Below are 17,996 nucleotides of genomic sequence, written 5' to 3'. Positions count from 1 at the left end.
GTGCGTGACGTGCGCGGGTCATGGTGAAGGAGTAGTCATGGCCATTACAAGAGGGCCTCATGAGCCACGCCCCCGTCCGGTGGCCCTTCCCGGCCGCGCACCCCAGCCTGGAGGCATGACCGCGTCACCCGGCGAGCCCGCGTCAACCCCCGACGAGCCCGCGTCCACCCCCGGCAAGCCCGCGTCCACCCCCGACGTGCGGCTCGGTACCGCGCAGGGCCGCTGGATCGTGCTGACCACCGTGCTCGGGTCGAGCATGGCGCTGCTCGACTCGACCGTGGTCAACGTGGCCCTTCCCCGGATCGGGCGGGACCTCGGCGCCGATCTGGCCGTCCTGCAATGGACGGTCAACGCGTACTTGCTGACCCTGGCCGGGCTGATCCTGGTCGGCGGGGCGCTGGGCGACCGGTTCGGGCGGCGCCGGATCTTCGTACTCGGTGCGGTGTGGTTCGCGGTGGGCTCGCTGCTGTGCGGAATCGCCCCGAACGCCGGGGTACTGGTGGCCTCCCGCGCCCTTCAGGGCATCGGCGGCGCGATGCTGACGCCCGGCTCGCTGGCGCTGATCCAGGGCTCGATCCACCCCGACGACCGGGGCCGTGCGGTGGGCCTGTGGTCCGGGCTCGGCGGGGTCGGCGCGGCCGTGGGGCCGTTCCTGGGCGGCTGGCTGGTGGACGGGCCCGGCTGGCGCTGGGTGTTCCTGCTGAACGTACCGGTGGCCGCGCTGTGTGTGCCGGTCGCGCTGCGGCACGTACCGGAGTCGCGGGATCCGCATGCGCACGGCCGGTTCGACGTGCTCGGCGCCGTGCTGGGCGCGGCCTCGCTGGCGCTGCTGACCTATGCGCTGATCGAGGCTCGCTCCGGGGCCGCGCTGGTGGCGGTGGCGGCCGTGGGCGGCGTCCTGCTGGGTGCCGCATTCGTGTACGTGCAGCGGCACCGGGCCGATCCGATGGTGCCGCCGGACATCTTCGCCTCCCGGCAGTTCACGGCCGTCAATCTGGTCACCCTGTGCGTGTACGCGGCCTTCGGCGGCTTCTTCTTCCTCGTCGTGCTGCAGTTGCAGGTGGTCTGCGGATACTCGGCGCTGGCCGCCGGGGCCGCGCTGCTGCCGACCACCGCCCTGATGCTGCTGCTGTCGGCCCGGTCGGGGGAGCTCGGGGAGCGGATCGGGCCGCGCATCCCCCTCACCGTCGGACCGCTGCTGTGCGCGGCCGGAATGCTGCTGATGCTGCGCGTGGGGCCGGGCGCCTCGTACCTGCGGGACGTGCTGCCCGCGCTGGTCGTGATGGGGATGGGCATGGTGACCCTGGTGGCTCCGCTGACGGCTACCGTGCTCGCCTCGGTGGACCCCGGGCGGGCCGGCCTGGCCAGCGGCATCAACAACGCCGCCGCCCGGGCCGCCGGGCTGCTCGCGGTGGCGGCCCTGCCGCTGCTGTCCGGGATGGGCCCGGACGCGTACCTCTCGGCGGACCTGTTCGACACCGCCTTCGGGCGGGCCATGCTCTGGTGCGCGGGCATGCTGGTGGTCGGCGCCGCGCTCGCCTGGGCCACCGTACGCACCCCCGCGCCCGGGGCCCCGCACCCGCAGTGCCGTACGCAGTGCGCGGTCACGGCTCCGCCGCTCGAACCCCAGCGGGCCGCGGAGCGGTGAGATCCGCCCCGGGGGTTCCGCCGCCGTCGTTGCCTCCGTGGTCGAGAAGCATGAACTCCGAGCCCGTCGCCGGGAAGTCGAAGGAGCCGCAGTGCCCGTCGTGGCCGACGCCGTCACCGTGCGCTACAGCCTCCCCGACGCCCCGGCCGGCGGCGGCACGCCCCGCTCGACGTCACCATCGGCGGCAAGAACCGCCGCACCATGACCCTGACCTCGGTGCGAGCGCGGCATCGAGAACGTCCACTTCAAGGACACCCGCGCGCCGAGATCGAGACCGAGACCGAGCGGGGACGCGGTGGCATCGCGGACCTCTATCACGAGATCTACGGTGAGGAAGACGGAGGGAAATCTTGACTGAAAATTCAGTCAATGCCACAGTGCCGGTACCGCTCACCCACCCTTCCTTCGGAGGTTCACATGAACCCAAGCCGCAGAACCGTGCTGCGCTCGGCGGGCGCCGGAGCCGCCGGCCTCGCCCTGGGGACCCTCGCCACACAGCCTGCGCAGGCCGGGCCGGCCTCGCCGGACGGGCCGGCGACGGCGGCCGCCCGGCGGATGACCGTGCCGCTCGACGACGTACCGCACCTGCGCACCTGGATGGCCTGGCCGTCCAACCGCTCGATCTGGGGCCCCGACCTGGCGGGGGTGCAGCAGGACATCGCCCTGATCGCCAAGACCGTCGCCCGCTACGAGCCTGTGCTGATGTGCGCGGCCGACGAGAGCGCGGCCGCCACCGCCCGGGCCCGGTGCGGGTCCACCGTCACCGTCATCTCCACCATCCCGGTGGACGACCTCTGGATGCGGGACACGGGCGCGGTCTTCCGCCGCGACGGCGCGGGCGCCGCCGACGCGATCGGCCTCAACTTCAACGGCTGGGGCAACAAGCAGACCCACCGCAAGGATGCCAAGGTGGCGCAGCTGCTCGCCGCGCGCGAGTCGTTGCCGTTCACCTCCGCCACCTTCACCGGCGAGGGCGGCGCGGTGGAGACCGACGGCGACGGCACCCTGATGGCCACCGAGAGCAGCCTGGTCAACAAGAACCGCAACCCGGGACTCAGCCGCGCCCAGGTGGAAGCCAAGGTGCTCGCCGCCTACGGCGCGGACAAGATGATCTGGGCCCCGGGGCTCAAGGGCCAGGACATCACGGACGACCACATCGACGTCACCTCCCGGTTCGTCCGCCCCGGCGTGGTGATGGTGCAGGTACCGCCCGCCGGCCGCACCGACATCTGGGCCAAGGACGCCCGGGAGCAGCTCGCGATCCTGTCCGCCGCCACCGACGCCAAGGGCCGCCGGCTCCAGGTCCTCACGGTGGCCGGTCCCGACACCCTGCGCTCGGACAACCCCGACTTCGTCGACTCCTACCTGAATTTCCACCTGGTCAACGGGGCGGTCATCACCTCGCAGTTCGGCGACCAGGCCAAGGACGCGGGGGCGAAGCAGGCACTGGCGGCCGCCTTCCCGGGCCGCACCGTGGTCCAGCTCGACGTGGACCGCCTGATGGGCGGCGGCGGGGGCATCCACTGCTCGACCATGCAGCAGCCGACCGCGCAGTGACCGTGGGGTGAGGTGGCGCCATGTGCTGGAGCGCCACGGCCGATCTGACGGCGGCTACGGTCATCACCGCCGTCGGGGTCGTGTGCGTCATGCGCGTGCGACGGGTCCGTGACCTGCCCGTCGCCGCGCTTCCCCTGCTGCTCGGCGCGCACCGTGAGCGCCGAGATCCGCGGCCACATTGTTGGCTACGGTGTGAATATTCCGTGGACACCGCTGGTTCTTGCGGGCTATTTGTTCGCCACTCTCGGCGCACTACTGATCTCCGCCGACCGGCGCCTGCGGGCACTCGGCCGGGTGCCGGCCGTCGGGGCCCTGGCCTGCTCAGCGATGTGGAGGCTGGAATTCGCCTCCACCTGGTGCACCTTCGCGGCGGTCGCTTCGCTGCTGGTCCTGGGGTGGACAGGGCGCCCGGAAGCGGCCTCTCCTGCTACGTGATCGGCCAAAAGTTACCTAGACGTATGTAGTGACTTCACACGCACTCGGCAGTAGAACTCGTTCTCATTCCGCCGAGAGTGAGGAACGTCACATGAGTGACAAACCCCTGCACCGAAACGGCTCCAACGGCATTTCGCGCCGCGGATTCATAGCTAGAACGAGTTCTATTGTCGGGGCCGTGGCCCTCGCGGGTCAGATCGCTCCGACGCAGGCGCAGGCGCAAGCAGCCGTGGCCGCCGCAGGTGCGATCGACAACGGCGCCCACGTGCCGGTCCTGGTGATCGGCACCGGGTACGGAGGTTCCGTCGCCGCCCTGCGCCTCGCGCAGGCGGGCGTCAATGTGCACATGATCGAGATGGGCATGGCCTGGGACACCCCGGGCACCGACGGCAAGATCTTCGCCAACACCACCAAGCCGGACTACCGGTCCTACTGGCTGCGCACCAGGACGAAGGCGCCGCTCAGCAACTTCCTCGGATTCCCGATCGACAAGGACGTTCCCAAATACACGGGCATCCTGGACGCCGAGGAAATGGGCGGCATCGTCGTCTACCAGGGCCGCGGCGTCGGCGGCGGTTCGCTCGTCAACGGCGGCATGGCCGTCACCCCCAAGCGGCAGAACTTCGGCGCCATCCTGCCCACGGTGGACGTGGACGAGATGTACAACACCTACTACCCGCGGGCCAACGCCGGGCTCGGAGTGGGCCTCGTCGACCCGAACTGGTTCGAGACCGTCGACTGCTACCAGTTCGCCCGCGTCGGCCGCAAGCACGCCCAGCGCTCCGGCTTCCCCTTCGTCTTCGTGCCCGACGTGTACGACTGGGACTACATGAAGGCCGAGGTGGCCGGCACCGTTCCCAAGTCCGCGGTGGACGGGGAAATCCTCTACGGCAACAACCACGGCAAGAAGTCGCTCCAGCAGACCTACATCGCGGCCGCCAAGGCCACGGGCAAGGTCACCATCTCCCCCCTGCACCGGGTCACCTCGGTCTCCCCCGCCTCCGGCGGCGGCTACACGGTCTCCATCGAGCAGCTGAACACCGACGGCAGCGTCACGGCCACCAAGAGCGTGACCTCCGACCGGGTCTTCTTCGCGGCCGGCAGCGTCGGCACCAGCAAGCTGCTGGTCAGGCTGAAGGCGACCGGGGCACTGCCCGACCTGAACGAGGAGATCGGCAAGGGCTGGGGAGACAACGGCAACGTCATGTGCGGCCGCGCCAACCACATGTGGGACGCCACCGGCAAGGTCCAGGCCTCCATCCCCTGCGGTGGCATCGACAACTGGGACGCGGGCGGCGCCTTCGCCGAGGTCGCGCCATTGCCGACCGGCATCGAGACGTACGCCTCCTTCTACCTGTCCATCACCAAGAACCCGAACCGCGCCCGGTTCTCCTGGAACGCCGCCGCGAACAAGGTCGACCTGGACTGGCAGACGGCGTGGAAGCAGCCGTCCATCGACATGGCCAAGACCATCTTCGACAAGATCAACTCGAAGGAGGGGACGATCTACCGGACCGACCTCTTCGGCACCAACAAGATCTGGGGCGACCACCTCACCTACCACCCCCTCGGCGGCGCGGTCCTGGGCAAGGCCACCGACAACTACGGCCGTCTGCACGGCTACACCGGCCTGTACGTGATCGACGGCGCGCTGATCCCCGGCAACACCAGCGTCAACCCGTTCGTCACCATCACCGCACTCGCGGAGCGCAACATCGAGAAGATCATCGCCACCGACCTCTAGTGCTGTGGCCGGTGCGGACCGCGCGACCGCAGAAGTACGAGAACCCGGGGCCGTCGGATTCGCCGACCGGCCCCGGACCCACCTCAGTGGCCCGGCAGCATGCACACGCTGTCGAGGCCGAGCACGTGGTTCAGCCGGCCGAAGGCCAGCCAGGAGCCGATGCTCATCGTCAGCTCCACGATCTCCAACTGGCTGTAGTGCGCCGTCATCCGGTCCCAGAACTCGTCGTCGAGCCCGTGGTGGTCCAGCGTGTACCGCTCCGCGTACTCCGCCGCCAGCCGGGTGCGGTCGTCGAAGCGGTCCGTGGTGCGCCAGTCGGTGACAGCATCGGAGAACTCCTCCTCGACCTTCTCCCCGTCCCGGTCGGTACGCCAGTCCAGGCAGAAGATGCACCCGTTGATCTGCGCGACCCGCAGCCGCGCGGCCTCGAACTCGCGCAGCCCCAGGGTGGTGTGGGCGTACACCGACAGGGAGAAGTTGGCAGCGGCCATCCCGATGCCGGGGACCATGTCGCCCCACACGTATTCGATCGGGTGCTGACCTTCGGGAATGTCGATGTTCACGGCTGTTTCCTTCCGAGTTTGCCGATGGCGGGGCGCAGGGGGATGTCCAGGGCGTCGTAGAGTCCCGGTTCGGCATCCACCAGCCAGTCGATCGCGCCGACCAGCCGGCCGACCGCGGTGGCGTTCCCGCCCGCGGAGCGGTTCTCTCCTTCGTCGGTCGCCTCGATGGTGACCTCGATGCGCGGGCGGCCCTCGATGACCACCCGGTGCGCGCCGTCGCCTCCGTCGGGCGGCGAAGGCCAGTCGGGGGCACAGGAGGGGTGGATGCGGGTGACGTGCTCGATGACGATGCGGGGCTTGCCCTCGACGATGCCCTGCACCTCGAAGCGGATGGCGCCCTGGGTCCCGGCCTCGAACTCGCCCATCGTGCGGGTGGTCACGGCGGCATCGAGGGCCCGGCGGTCGACCGTCTCCAGGATGTCGTCCAGCTCGACCCCCAGGGCGCGGGCCATCATCCGTATCTGCCCGCCCCACACCATGGTCGGGATGGACGGCATGAGCATCATCGGCTCGAAGTCCATGGGCTGGCCCATGCCCACGAGGAGCCGGACCGAGTCCGGCTGGTCGTAGGTGGAGTAGTCGAAGATCTCCTGGCAGCGGATGACGTCAATCCGGGTCCCGAGTCCGCTGAGCAGGAGCGGGAGCACGTCGTTGCCCCAGCCCGGGTCCACTCCGGAGGCGAAGAGCGAGCCGCCGCCCTCCGCGACGGCCAGGGTCACCGGATCGCGGAACTCCGGCGGGGCGTTGCGGTGGTCGTAGAGCGGGTACAGCGCGGGGCTGACGACGACCGCCCCGGCCCTGATGGCCCGGGTGATGTCGGCGAGGGCGTCGTCGGGGCGGATGTCGCCGGAGGCCGCGTAGACGACCGCCTGCGGACGAGCGGCGAGGACCGCCTCCACGTCGTCCGTGGCCGCGACCCCGACCACGTGGTCGAGGTCGCCGAGTTCGCCGGCGTCGCGGCCGACCTTGTCGGGATTGTGGACGATGACGGCAGCCAATTTCAGCGCCGGATGGGCCTCTACGGCACGGATGGCCAAACGGCCGACGTTGCCGGTACCCCAGACAACCGTGGAAATCATGCGCGGAGGGTAGCGACAGGACCTGCAGGTTTCCAGAGTCGCGGACCCCCGTCATCACTGGTTGCGGGCGCCCAGGACGAAGAGGAGGTAGACGAAGAAGGCGAAGAGGTGGCCCACGAACAAGTAGGCGATCAGCCTGATGACGAGACCGCGGGGGAACTTCGACTCCATCCGCCGCGATCCGGTCGGCGCGACGGCCGGGGCGGTCGGTTCGGTCGGCTCGGTCGGCTCGGTCGGCTCTGCCCCGGAACGCAGCGTCTCTGACTGGGACATGGGTACGTCTCCTCGGCTATCGGTGGTGCGCGGTTGCCCCGCCGCCCAGGCACAGCCCGGCGAGGCTGCTCTGGAGCAGGGTGTGGACGAACAGCAGGTCGGCCCCGGCGGCGGTGGCCGCGCCGATCCGGTGCGGGGTGAGCGAGTCGAAGTGCGCGCTGTCCCCCGGCTCCAGCAGGTGCTCGGTCTCCCCCAGGTGCAGCCGCAGCCGTCCCTGCAGCACGTACAGCCACTCCTCACCGGGATGTACGCGGACCAGCTCGCCCGCGCCCCGGCTCTGCGGCACGTGCACGCGCAGTGCCTGCATCCCGCGGCCGGAGCCGCCGGCCGGCCAGTAGGTCCAGCCGTCCGACTCGCGGGCCCCCGGGCCACCGCCCCGTACGATGGGATCGGCCACGGCCGGGGTCTCCCCGAGCAGCTCCGAGACCGTCGTGCCGTAGGTGCGGGCCAGCCCGAGCAGCAGCGGCAGGGACGGCATCCGCTGTCCGGTCTCCAACCGCGACAGGTGGGCCGGCGAGAGCTGGGCCCGCGTGGCGGCGGCCTCCAGGGTGAGCCCGGCGCGGCGGCGCAGCTCGCGAAGCTGCGGGGCGACGGCGGGGAGTTCTCCCGTCGCTTCGTCGGGGCCGGGGGCAGGACCGGTTGTCATGCCCCGATTGAGCCAGATTCTTGCCTGCCTGGCAAACCATCTTGCCTCTGAGGCAAATCACGGCTTCCGGGTAGCCTCGTGGAATGGTGCGGAGCGAGGCGAACGACGTGACCGGCTATCTGGCCGAGGCGGCTGAGGCGTCCAAGGGCCGCGAACAGGCCCTGACCCGGTTGCGCGACCTGTGCCGCGCGGAGCTGGCGGGCTTCGAGGAGGTCATGGCCTACGGAATGCCCGTGTACCGGCGCGACGGCGCCGCCGAGATCGCCTTCGCCTCCCAGAAGCAGTACATCTCCTTCTACCTGATGCGCAGCGACGTGCGCGAGGCCTTCGCGGAACGCCTGGCAGGACAGGACATGGGCAAGGGGTGCCTGCGGTTTCGCAAGCCCGGGGCCATCGACTTCGGCCTTCTGCGGGACCTCCTGCGGGCCACCGCGGCCCGGCCGGGCACGGTCTGCTGACGTCGCGGAGGCGGAGCCTCAGGCCCCGTCCGCCAGCACCGTCTCCACCGTGTCCGCCTGGTCCGCGCTCTTGTCCGGGCGGTGGCGCAGCACCCGCGCGAACCGCAGCGCGACCCCGGCCGGATAGCGCGGCGAGCGCTGCAGGCCGTCGTAGGCGATCTCCACGACCAGCTCCGGCCTGACCCGCACGGTGAACCCGTCGTCCGAGGTCGCCAGCTCGCCCAGCCGGGCGGTCTGCCAGCGCAGCATCTCGTCGGTGAGCCCCTTGAAGGTCTTGCCGAGCATGGCGTACGAGCCGTCGGCGGCCCGCGCGCCCAGGTGCAGGTTCGACAGCAGCCCGGTGCGCCGCCCGTGCCCCCACTCGACGGCGAGGACCACCAGGTCGAGGGTGCGGACCGGTTTCACCTTGAGCCAGTGTTTGCCGCGCCTCCCGGCCGCATAGGCAGAGTCGAGCCCCTTGACCATCACGCCTTCGTGGCCGCGGCGCAGGGTCTGCGTCCAGAACTCCTCGGCCTCTCCCGCCTGCCCCTGCGGATCCTCGACGATCAGCCGCCGGACGCGGTGGGTCTCGGGCACGAGCGCGGCCAGGGCCGCGTACCGCTCGCGGACGGGCAGGTCGAGGAGCACCCTGTCGCCCTCGGCCAGCACGTCGAAGAAATAGGGGACGACGGGGAGGGTCTGCCGGGCGGCGGCGACGTCGACGCGCGAGCCGACCCGGCTCGCTAGCTCCTGGAAGGGCACCGGTCGGCCGTCCGGCGAGTGACCGATCACCTCGGCGTCGAGGATGAACCGCTCCCCCGGCAGCGACCGGGCCAGCTCGGCCACCTCCGGCAGCCGGTCGGTGATCTCGTCCAGGGAGCGCGTGTACAGCCGTACGTCGTCCCCCTCGCGGTGGACCTGTACGCGGATCCCGTCGAGCTTCTCCTCCACCGCGCAGGGCCCGAGCGCCGCCAGGGCCTCCGCCACCGACTTGGCGGTGTTCGCCAGCATGGGCTGTACGGGCTGCCCGACGCGCAGGGTGACGTCGCGCAGCGCCCCCGCCCCGTCGGCGAGGACGGCGGCGGCGACCCGGGGCAGCGAGCCGTCGAGCATCACGGCCCGGCGCAGCTCCGCGGCCGGCACCCCGGCAGCGGCGGCCACGCCCTCCAGCGCCACCGCGTCGAGGGCGCCCTGGCGCACCTCCCCGGAGAGCAGGCTGCGCAGGAACCGCTGCTCGGCTTCGGTGGCCGCGCCGAGCAGGCCGTCCAGGATCCGGCGCCGCTCGGCCTGCGCGCCCGCGCCCGCGACGGCGGCGAACTCGGTCACCGCCGCGTCGACGGCGGCCACGGTCAGGGTGGGCTCGGCCGCGGGTTCGCTCTCCCTGGCCAGCGCGCGCCAGCCGATTCCCGGGCGGCCCTGCGGGAGCCGCCCGGCGAGGTACGAGATCACCAGCGCGGCCTCGTCCGCGGGGGCGGCGGCGAAGAGCTCCGCGAGCAGGGCGCTCTTGCGGGACCGGGCGGAGGTTTCGGCGACCTCCCGGGACACGCACGCGACCTCGGCCAGCAGCATGCGGCCATCCTCCCGCCGGTCGGCGGCTCGCGCCAGGTCGGGCGGCGCGCGCAGGTCGGGCCGGGCGCTCCGCCCACCCTGTGCCGCGGGCGGGTGTACCGCAGGCGCGGTATGCGCGGGCCGCGGCGTACTCCTCGAGAAGGTCCGGAGTTCAGCCTTCGGGAGCGCGATCGGCGGGGGCCGGGCGTTTAGGGTTCCCGTATGAAGCTCCGACTGCCCCGGCGCCGCCGAAGCCGCCTGCTCGCGGGCGCGGCCGCTCTCGCCGTCGTCGCGGGGGCCGGCACGCTGACGGCCACCGCCGCGGCCGGTGACTCCGCGTCCGTGCACCGTCAGGACCAGGTGCTCGACATGCCCGGTGCCGCCATCGACACCTCGTACTTCACCACCGGCGGCGGGGAGAGACGCCCCGCCGTCCTCATCGGGCACGGCTTCGGCGGCAGCAAGGACGACGTCCGGGCGCAGGCCGAGCGGCTGGCCCGCGACGGCTACGCCGTCCTGACCTGGTCGGCGCGCGGCTTCGGCCGCTCCGGCGGCCGGATCGGGCTGAACGACCCCGACCACGAGGTCAAGGACGTCTCCCGGCTCATCGACTGGCTGGCGACCCGGCCCGAGGTGCGGCTCGACGCGAACGGCGACCCGCGCGTCGGCGTGACCGGCGGCTCCTACGGCGGGGCCATCTCCCTGCTGGCCGCCGGACACGACCCGCGCGTGGACGCCATCGCCCCGCAGATCACCTACTGGAACCTCGCGGACTCCCTCTTCCCGAACGACGTGTTCAAGAAGCTGTGGGCCGGCCTCTTCTTCACCACCGGCTCCGCGGGCGGGATGATGCAGCCGGGTCAGGCCGGGGCCCAGGCGGGCCCCGGGGCCGCCGACCCGCTCGCCCCGCCCGGCCGCGGGCGGTTCCAGCCCGAGCTGTGCGCCATGTACGAGCGGGTCGCGGTGGCCGGCAAGCCCGACGCCGAGGCCCGCGCCCTGCTGGAGAAGCGCAGCCCGTCGGCGGTCGGCGACAAGATCAAGGTCCCGACCCTCATCGTGCAGGGCCAGGACGACTCCCTCTTCCCGCTCGACCAGGCCGACGCCATGGCCAAGGCCATCGCCGCGAACGGCGCGCCCGTCTCCGTGGACTGGGCGGCCGGCGGACACGACGGCGGGATGCGCGAAGCCGACCGGGTCGGGAACCGGGTCAAGGCCTGGTTCGACCGCCACCTCAAGGACGACGAGGGGGTGGCGACCGGACCGGCGTTCCGCGTCACGCGCTCCGGCGGCATCGACTCCACCGACGGCGAGGTCAAACTGCGCGGGGCGAGCGGCGACAGCTACCCGGGTCTGCGGTCGGACCCGCGGGAGTTCGCCCTGGCCGGCCGGGAGCAGAGCTTCGGCAATCCGGCGGGCGGGGCCCCGCCCGCGCTGTCGTCGCTGCCCGGCATCGGCGGACAGCTCGCCGCCTTCGGAGCCGGGCTCTCGATGGACTTCCCCGGGCAGAACGCCCGGTTCGAGACGGAGCCGCTGGACGCCGGGCTGCGGATCACCGGGACCCCGACCGTCACCCTGAAGGTGAGGTCGACGGCTGCGGACGGTTCGGCCGTGCTGTTCGGCAAGGTCTACGACGTCGGGCCCGACGGCCGCCGGCAGGTGCTGCCGAATCAGCTGGTCGCCCCGGTGCGGGTGCAGAACGCCGGACAGGACACCACCGTCGAGCTGCGGCTCCCGGCGATCGACCACGCCGTCGAGGCCGGGCACCGGCTGCGGCTCGTGGTCGCCGCGACCGATCTCGGGTACGCGTCCCCGGCCGCGCCCGCCACGTACACCGTCTCGGCGCAGGGCCCGCTGGCCGTCCCCGTCGCGGACGGGGTACGGGCCGCCTCGGCGGGGCTGCCCGCCTGGACCTGGGGGCTGCCGCTCGCGGCGCTGGCGCTGGCCGCGGGGCTGTTGGGAGTCCGGAGGACCGGCGGGGGTCGCGGGCGGGTGCGGGCGGGAGAACCGCAGCCCGAACCCGCACTGGCCGACGTACCACTGGAAATCACCGGGCTGACGAAGCGCTACGCGAAGGCGCAGGACCGCTACGCCGTGCGGGACCTGTCCTTCCGGGTGGAGAAGGGCCAGGTGCTCGGTCTGCTCGGGCCCAACGGTGCCGGCAAGACCACCACGCTGCGGATGCTGATGGGTCTGATCTCTCCGGACGCCGGGGAGATCCGGGTGTTCGGGCACGCGGTACGGGCCGGGGCGCCGGTGCTGTCGCGGGTCGGGGCCTTCGTGGAGGGCGCGGGCTTCCTGCCGCACCTGACGGGGCGAGCCAATCTGGAGCTGTACTGGCAGGCCACCGGCCGCCCCGCCGAGGATTCGCACATGGCGGAGGCGTTGGAGATCGCCGGGCTCGGCGACGCGCTGGAGCGCGCGGTGCGCACGTACTCGCAGGGCATGCGGCAGCGGCTCGCCATCGCGCAGGCCATGCTCGGCATGCCGGACCTGCTGATCCTCGACGAGCCGACGAACGGTCTGGACCCGCCGCAGATCCGCGAGATGCGGGACGTGATGATCCGGTACGCGGCGGGCGGGCGGACGGTCATCGTCTCCAGCCACCTGCTGTCGGAGGTGGAGCAGTCGTGCACGCACCTGGTGGTCATGGACCGCGGGCAGCGGGTGGCGGCCGGTGAGGTCGCCGAGATCACCGGAGGCGGGGACACCCTGCTGGTGACGCTGGCCGGGCCGGTGGACGAGGGGGTCGTGGAGAAGGTGGCGGCGCTGGAGGGAGTGGGTTCGGTGGTGTGTGCCGAGGACGGGCTGCTCGTACGGCTCGAAGGCGCGACGGCCGCCGGGCTGATCGCGGAACTCGTACGGCTGGAGGTGCCGGTGAGCGGAGTCGGTCCGCACCGCCGGCTGGAGGACGCCTTCCTCACCCTGATCGGAGGTCCGGCGTGAATACGTCAGACGTGAGTACGTCAGGCATGGGTACGTCGGGCATGGGTACGTCAGGCATGAGTACGGTCCAGGAGGTCGCCCCGGGCTACCACGCGAGCCGGACGCTGCCACTGCGCGTGGAGGCGCTGCGGCAGTGGCGCCGGCGGCGGACGCTGGTGATGGGCGGGGTGCTGGCCGCGCTGCCGTTCGTCCTGATGATCGCGTTCGCGGTGGGCGGGGGTCCGGGCGGCGGCCCGGGCGGCGACGGCCGCATCACGCTCATCGACACGGCGACGGCCTCGGGCGCGAACTTCGCCGCCACCTGCCTGTTCGTGTCGGCCGGGTTCCTGCTGGTGGTGCCGGTGGCGCTGTTCTGCGGGGACACGGTCGCGTCCGAGGCCGGCTGGTCCTCGCTGCGCTACCTGCTGGCCTCGCCGGTGCCGAGGGCGCGGCTGCTGTGGAGCAAGCTGGTGGTCGCGCTCGGCTTCAGCCTGGCGGCGATGGTGCTGCTGCCGGTGGTGGCGCTGGCGGCGGGCACGGCCGCGTACGGGTGGGGGCCGCTGAAGCTGCCGACGGGCGGTTCGCTGGCGGCCGGGGACACCGTGTCGCGGCTCGCGCTGGCCGTCGCGTTCGTCTTCGTGTCGCAGCTGGTCACGGCCGGGCTGGCGTTCTGGCTGTCGACCCGTACGGACGCGCCGCTGGGCGCGGTGGGCGGGGCGGTCGGGCTGACCATCGTGGGAAACGTGCTCGACGCGGTGACCGCGCTGGGGTCGTGGCGGGAGTTCCTGCCGGCGCACTGGCAGTTCGCCTGGGCCGACGCCTTGCAGCCGCAGCTGGAGTGGGGCGGGATGATCAAGGGGGCGGCGGTGTCGGTGTCGTACGCGGTAGTGCTGTTCGCCCTCGCGTTCCGGGGGTTCTCCCGCAAGGACATCGTGTCCTAGGGGCACGTCACGTCCTGCGGGAGAACCCGGAGCTGGTGTCCGCCGAGGCACTGGTGTCAGGCGACGCCCGGTGCCACGGCGTCGATCTCGGCCAGCAGTTCGGGCTCCAGCGGGCGGTCGGCGACGGCCGCGTTGGCACGGACCTGCTCGGCGGAGGTGGCGCCGGCGATGACCGAGGCGCAGCCGGGCTGCGCGGAGAGCCAGCCGATGGCGAGTTCCAGGACGGTGCGGCCGTGCTTCTCGGCGATGACGGCCAGCGCCTCGACGGTGTCGAGGCGCTCCTCGGTGAGGTACGCGTCGCGGCCTTCGAGGCGGGAGCCGGCCGGTACCGGCGCGCCCCGGCGGATCTTGCCGGTGAGCAGGCCGTTGGCGAGCGGGAAGTACGGGAGCACGCCGACGCCGTAGTTCAGGGCGGCCGGGACCAGCTCGCGCTCCGCCGACCTCTGGAGCAGTGACCACTCGTTCTGCGCGGAGACGAAGGGCACCGAGCCGGTCTCCCGGGCGACGTGGGCGGCTTCGGCGAGCTGCCAGCCGCTGAAGTTGGAGTGGCCGATGTAACGGATCTTGCCCTCGGCGACGAGCTCGGTGAGCGCGGCCAGGGTCTCGGCGACCGGGACGGTGGGGTCGGGGCTGTGCAGCTGGTAGAGGTCGATGTGGTCGGTCACCAGGCGGCGCAGGGACTCCTCGACGGCGCGCCGGATGTAGGCGCGGCCGCCGCGGGAGCCGGCGGCGGCTCCGTAGCCCATGTCCATGCCGGCGAAGCCGAACTTGGTGGCGAGGACGACCTGGTCCCGGCGGCCCTTGAGGGCCTGGCCGAGGTGGGTTTCGGAGCCGCCTGCTCCGCCGTAGATGTCGGCGGTGTCGAGGAGGGTGATGCCCGCGTCGAGGGCGGCGTCGACCACGGCGCGGGTGGCCCGGGCGTCGAGGCGGCCGCCGAAGTTGTTGCAGCCGAGTCCGACGGCGGACACCTGCAGACCTGAACTGCCAAGGGGGAGATGGCGCATGGATTCCGTTCCTCCACTCAGGACACTCATGAACACGCACGAACGATCACAGCGAAGTTACCCCGCCGCGCCGCCCATGCCGCCCGGCGGCCGTGAGCGCCCGGCGGCCGTGAGCGCCCGTCACTGGAGGGTGAGCACCGTGGGGCGGCCGAGGTCGGGCTGGTCGCGCAGGGGCAGTGCGGTGCCGGGGCGCTCCAGTTCGAGTACGACGATCTCGTTCGCGCCGGACCGCCAGAGGGGCGCGGGAGCGTACAGGGTGCGCTGCGGGACCACATGTAGACCAGCGTCAGGCACAGGTGCTCGCGCTCGTCCAGGAGCGGGGCACCGCGCGCGTCACGGACCTGGCCCAGGAGCTCGGCGTCTCCCCGGTGACCCTGCGGCGGGACATCGAGGCGATGACGGCGCGGGGCGAGATCCTGCGGATGCACGGGGTGATCAGCCGGGTGGAGCCGGGCCGGCCGCGGTTCGCCGCCACATCGGCCGCTTCGGCGCTGTCGGCCGCGTCCGGGACGCGGGCCCGCACCACGGCCGGCGCGACGGGGGCGTCGGCCGAGGGGCTGGTGGTCGGGATGGTGGTGCCGACGACCGACCACTACTACGCCGAAGTCGTACGGGGAGCCCGCGAGGTGGTCGAGGCGCGGGGCGCGCGGCTGAGGGTGGGACTGACCCGGTACCTGTCGGGCGAGGACCGGACCCAGGCGGACCGACTGCTGTCCACCGGGGCGGACGGGCTGCTGCTGACGCCGAACTGGGACTCCGGCTCGCCCGGTCCCGACGAGGGGGCATGGACCGCGGAACTGCCGGTTCCGACGGTGCTGGTGGAGCGGTGGGCCCCGCCGGGGCATCCGGCGGCGGGGCTGGACCGTGTGACGTCGGATCATGCGCACGGCGCGGCGCGGGCGGTGCAGCACCTGGTGGATCTGGGGCACCGGCGGATCGCGCTGGCCAGCCGGGAGACGCCGACGACGGCGCGGCTACGGGCCGGGTACGAGGCGGCTGTCGCCGTGCTCGGACTGGAGCCGGCGCCCGCGTGGCCGGCGGCCGGGGCGGGGCCGCTCTCGGACGCGGACCTGTTCGCCCGGACGCTTGACCACCTGCACGAGGCGGTGGCCAAGGGCGGGGTGACCGCGGCCCTGATCCACAGCGACACCGACGCGATCATGCTGATCCCGCGGCTCCAGGCGCGGGGCGTGCGGGTGCCCGAGGACCTCGCGGTGGTCACGTACGACGACGAGGTGGCCGGGCTGGCCGACGTCCCGCTGTCGGCGGTGGCGCCGGCCAAGGGCGAGGTGGGCGCGCGGGCCGCGGGCCTGCTGCTGGACCGGCTGACGGCGGCCGGGACGGCGCAGGAGGGCCCCCGGCAGCACCTGGAGCTGCTTCCGCGGCTGACGATCCGCTCGTAGGGCGCGGGCGGGTCGGGACGAGTGACCGTTTCGATCGAGCCGCGCGTTCACTCGCGGCGACGGGCACGCACCAGCCCCGCCAGGTGCTCCCGGCCCCCCGCGAGCTGGTCCGGCAGCTCGGCGGCGCCGGGGTGCCAGCGCTTCTCGTACTCCCAGCACAGCCAGCCGTCCGGATCGGCGACGGCCACGGCCTCGGCGAGCGGCAGCACTCCGGCGCCGAGCCCGAGCGGGGTCGTCTCCCCCGCCGACGCCACGTCCTTCACCTGTACGTAGCCCAGGTGCGCGGCAAGGGTCCGCCGCGATTCGGCCGGCGGCTCGCCACCGAGCCAGGTGTGCAGTACGTCCCACAGCGCGCCCGTACTCGGATGGGCGACCCGGTCGAGCACCCGGGCGGTGGCGGCCGCGGTGCGGTGCGAGTCGTGGGTCTCCAGCAGGATCCGCACCCCGTGCCGCTCGGCGAACGGGGCCGCGGCCAGCAGTCGGCGTACGGCGTGGTCGTCGGCGGCCGGGGCGGGCTGGTCACCGCCGCCGGGGAAGACCCGGACGTAGGGTGCCCGGAGGTCGGCGGCGAGCCCGATCAGGGCCCGGATCTCGGCGAGTACCGGCTCGTCCGGGCCGGCGGCCGCCACCTGCGCGTATCCCGCGACCCCCAGGACGGCGACTCCGGCTGCGGTCAGGGTCCGCAGTCCCGCGGAGCGGTCGCCGGCCGGGCTGCCGGGGTGCAGGGGCTCCTCGGGGTGGGCGCGCAGTTCCAGGCCGTCGTACCCGTGGGCGGCGGCGAGTTGGGCGCTGCGTGCGAGCGGCGTGCCGGGCAGGCCGAGCGTGGCGAACGCGTACCTCACGGACGGCTCCCCCCGGGCCGGGGCTGCGGCGCGGCGGAGCCGCGTTCCGTCAACTCGGCGGGCAGCATGGTGATCCCGCCGGGCGGCAGCGGTCTGCGGCCGGTGACGAACCGCGCGGCGAGCGCGCCCGCCGCGCGCAGCGGCACACGGCCCTCCGGGAGCGCGAGGTGGGCGAGGTCTTCGACGGCCTGTTCCACAGGGGTCCGGGTGGCGCCGGCCACCGGGTGTCCGCCGTTCAGTACGCGCGAGACCGCCGCGACCTCGGCGCGGGCCACCGCCATCCGTACCCTCTTCTCTCTCGTCTGTCTGGTCTGCTGGTCTGTGAAAGCATTTTTCACACGCCGCGTGAGGTGGGCGCGGCCTCGGCAGGAAACACGTTTCGTCTCCTGCCGCGACGCCCCTACTGTGGCGCGGTGACGACTCAGGTGATCGTGCTCAACGGCGGCTCCAGCTCGGGCAAGTCCGGCATCGCCCGGTGCCTGCAGGCGGTTCTGCCGGATCCGTGGCTGACCGTCGGGGTCGACACGCTCATCGACGCGATGCCCGCGTCCCTGCGCAATTCGGACGCGTGGATCGAGTTCGCCCCGGGCGGCGAGGTCGTCGTCGGGCCGCAGTTCCGGGCGCTGGAAGCGGCATGGATCGAGGGGATCGCCGCGATGGCGCGCGCGGGTGCCCGGGTCGTCGTCGATGAGGTGTTCCTCGGTGGAGCGCAGTCCCAGCAGCGCTGGCAGCACGCTTTGGGCGGGCTGCGGGTGTTGTGGGTCGGCGTCCGTTGCGAGAGCGCGGTCGCGGCGGCCCGCGAGGCGGCACGGGGCGACCGGGACATCGGGATGGCCGTGTCGCAGGCGGACCTGGTCCACACGGGCGTGCTCTACGACCTGGAGGTGGACACGACGCACACCGAGTCGATGGAGTGCGCGCGGGCCATCGCCGCACGGGCCGGGTAGCTCGGCG

At 72.8% G+C, this 17,996-nt stretch carries 18 protein-coding genes and 1 pseudogene; 10 read left to right on the top strand and 9 right to left on the bottom strand.

Annotated features, from left to right (window positions below; genetic code table 11):
- The first annotated feature begins 115 nt into the window (after positions 1 to 115).
- The 5 genes and pseudogenes from ACFWBF_RS02805 (at position 116) to ACFWBF_RS02785 (ending at position 5,384) form a co-directional block, all read left to right on the top strand.
- Complete coding sequence (locus ACFWBF_RS02805; protein WP_385594102.1) at positions 116 to 1,648, top strand: MFS transporter; 1,533 nt, start codon at positions 116 to 118, stop codon at positions 1,646 to 1,648.
- A 417-nt stretch (positions 1,649 to 2,065) separates the two neighbouring features.
- The gene (locus ACFWBF_RS02800; RefSeq protein WP_385594099.1) at positions 2,066 to 3,205 is read left to right on the top strand and encodes an agmatine/peptidylarginine deiminase; all 1,140 of its coding nucleotides are present in this window, start codon (positions 2,066 to 2,068) and stop codon (positions 3,203 to 3,205) included.
- A 20-nt stretch (positions 3,206 to 3,225) separates the two neighbouring features.
- Positions 3,226 to 3,300: pseudogene (locus tag ACFWBF_RS02795) on the top strand (DUF6629 family protein); the annotation flags it as partial.
- Between the two features lie 58 nt (positions 3,301 to 3,358).
- Positions 3,359 to 3,640, top strand: a complete 282-nt coding sequence (locus ACFWBF_RS02790) for a DUF6629 family protein (RefSeq protein WP_385594096.1) — start codon at positions 3,359 to 3,361, stop codon at positions 3,638 to 3,640.
- A 91-nt stretch (positions 3,641 to 3,731) separates the two neighbouring features.
- Positions 3,732 to 5,384 (top strand): GMC oxidoreductase, encoded by a 1,653-nt coding sequence (locus ACFWBF_RS02785; RefSeq protein WP_385594093.1) that lies wholly within the window; start codon positions 3,732 to 3,734, stop codon positions 5,382 to 5,384.
- A gap of 83 nt (positions 5,385 to 5,467) precedes the next feature.
- On the opposite strand, the gene ACFWBF_RS02780 is transcribed toward ACFWBF_RS02785, so the two are convergent.
- From ACFWBF_RS02780 to ACFWBF_RS02765, 4 genes are read right to left on the bottom strand one after another with little or no spacing between them, the layout of a single operon-like run.
- A complete protein-coding gene (locus tag ACFWBF_RS02780) occupies positions 5,468 to 5,947 on the bottom strand; it encodes a carboxymuconolactone decarboxylase family protein (protein WP_385594090.1) in 480 nt (159 codons plus the stop codon).
- The gene (locus tag ACFWBF_RS02775; protein WP_385594087.1) at positions 5,944 to 7,026 is read right to left on the bottom strand and encodes a dihydrodipicolinate reductase; all 1,083 of its coding nucleotides are present in this window, start codon (positions 7,024 to 7,026) and stop codon (positions 5,944 to 5,946) included. The genes ACFWBF_RS02780 and ACFWBF_RS02775 overlap by 4 nt, the downstream gene beginning before the upstream one ends.
- Before the next feature lie 54 nt (positions 7,027 to 7,080).
- A complete protein-coding gene (locus ACFWBF_RS02770) occupies positions 7,081 to 7,299 on the bottom strand; it encodes a DUF6126 family protein (RefSeq protein WP_385594084.1) in 219 nt (72 codons plus the stop codon).
- Between the two features lie 16 nt (positions 7,300 to 7,315).
- Complete coding sequence (locus tag ACFWBF_RS02765) at positions 7,316 to 7,945, bottom strand: helix-turn-helix domain-containing protein (protein ID WP_385594081.1); 630 nt, start codon at positions 7,943 to 7,945, stop codon at positions 7,316 to 7,318.
- Between the two features lie 83 nt (positions 7,946 to 8,028).
- Between ACFWBF_RS02765 and ACFWBF_RS02760 the strand changes: the two genes are divergently transcribed.
- Positions 8,029 to 8,403 carry a DUF1801 domain-containing protein gene (locus ACFWBF_RS02760; RefSeq protein ID WP_385594078.1) on the top strand — a complete coding sequence of 125 codons (375 nt, stop codon included), beginning with the start codon at positions 8,029 to 8,031 and terminating at the stop codon, positions 8,401 to 8,403.
- Positions 8,404 to 8,421: 18 nt separating this feature from the next.
- Here ACFWBF_RS02760 and ACFWBF_RS02755 read toward each other — a convergent pair whose 3' ends face one another.
- Positions 8,422 to 9,951 (bottom strand): ATP-dependent DNA ligase, encoded by a 1,530-nt coding sequence (locus ACFWBF_RS02755; RefSeq protein ID WP_385594075.1) that lies wholly within the window; start codon positions 9,949 to 9,951, stop codon positions 8,422 to 8,424.
- A gap of 201 nt (positions 9,952 to 10,152) precedes the next feature.
- Between ACFWBF_RS02755 and ACFWBF_RS02750 the strand changes: the two genes are divergently transcribed.
- Both ACFWBF_RS02750 and ACFWBF_RS02745 read left to right on the top strand, forming a co-directional pair.
- Complete coding sequence (locus tag ACFWBF_RS02750) at positions 10,153 to 12,873, top strand: alpha/beta fold hydrolase (RefSeq protein ID WP_385594071.1); 2,721 nt, start codon at positions 10,153 to 10,155, stop codon at positions 12,871 to 12,873.
- A gap of 56 nt (positions 12,874 to 12,929) precedes the next feature.
- Positions 12,930 to 13,793, top strand: coding sequence for an ABC transporter permease (locus ACFWBF_RS02745; protein WP_385594068.1), 864 nt, complete (start codon positions 12,930 to 12,932; stop codon positions 13,791 to 13,793).
- A gap of 56 nt (positions 13,794 to 13,849) precedes the next feature.
- Here ACFWBF_RS02745 and ACFWBF_RS02740 read toward each other — a convergent pair whose 3' ends face one another.
- Both ACFWBF_RS02740 and ACFWBF_RS02735 read right to left on the bottom strand, forming a co-directional pair.
- Entirely contained in the window at positions 13,850 to 14,797 is a 948-nt protein-coding gene (locus ACFWBF_RS02740) for an aldo/keto reductase (protein WP_385594065.1), read from the bottom strand.
- 120 nt (positions 14,798 to 14,917) lie between these two features.
- Positions 14,918 to 15,070 (bottom strand): hypothetical protein, encoded by a 153-nt coding sequence (locus ACFWBF_RS02735; RefSeq protein WP_385594062.1) that lies wholly within the window; start codon positions 15,068 to 15,070, stop codon positions 14,918 to 14,920.
- 23 nt (positions 15,071 to 15,093) lie between these two features.
- Between ACFWBF_RS02735 and ACFWBF_RS02730 the strand changes: the two genes are divergently transcribed.
- Positions 15,094 to 16,200, top strand: coding sequence for a substrate-binding domain-containing protein (locus tag ACFWBF_RS02730; protein WP_385594059.1), 1,107 nt, complete (start codon positions 15,094 to 15,096; stop codon positions 16,198 to 16,200).
- Positions 16,201 to 16,247: 47 nt separating this feature from the next.
- Here ACFWBF_RS02730 and ACFWBF_RS02725 read toward each other — a convergent pair whose 3' ends face one another.
- Together ACFWBF_RS02725 and ACFWBF_RS02720 are read right to left on the bottom strand one after the other, a co-directional pair.
- The gene (locus ACFWBF_RS02725; protein WP_385594056.1) at positions 16,248 to 17,042 is read right to left on the bottom strand and encodes a sugar phosphate isomerase/epimerase family protein; all 795 of its coding nucleotides are present in this window, start codon (positions 17,040 to 17,042) and stop codon (positions 16,248 to 16,250) included.
- Positions 17,039 to 17,323: a hypothetical protein gene (locus tag ACFWBF_RS02720; RefSeq protein ID WP_385594053.1), complete on the bottom strand. Its 285-nt coding sequence runs from the start codon at positions 17,321 to 17,323 to the stop codon at positions 17,039 to 17,041. The genes ACFWBF_RS02725 and ACFWBF_RS02720 overlap by 4 nt, the downstream gene beginning before the upstream one ends.
- Positions 17,324 to 17,455: 132 nt before the next feature.
- Between ACFWBF_RS02720 and cpt the strand changes: the two genes are divergently transcribed.
- Positions 17,456 to 17,989, top strand: a complete 534-nt coding sequence (gene cpt, locus ACFWBF_RS02715; RefSeq protein WP_385594050.1) for a chloramphenicol phosphotransferase CPT — start codon at positions 17,456 to 17,458, stop codon at positions 17,987 to 17,989.
- Positions 17,990 to 17,996: the final 7 nt, after the last annotated feature.

The organism is Streptomyces sp. NPDC060028, assembly GCF_042736725.1.
GTDB lineage: Bacteria > Actinomycetota > Actinomycetes > Streptomycetales > Streptomycetaceae > Streptomyces.
The sequence above is the reverse complement of the archived record's forward strand: the minus strand, read 5'-3'. Positions and strand labels throughout refer to the sequence as shown.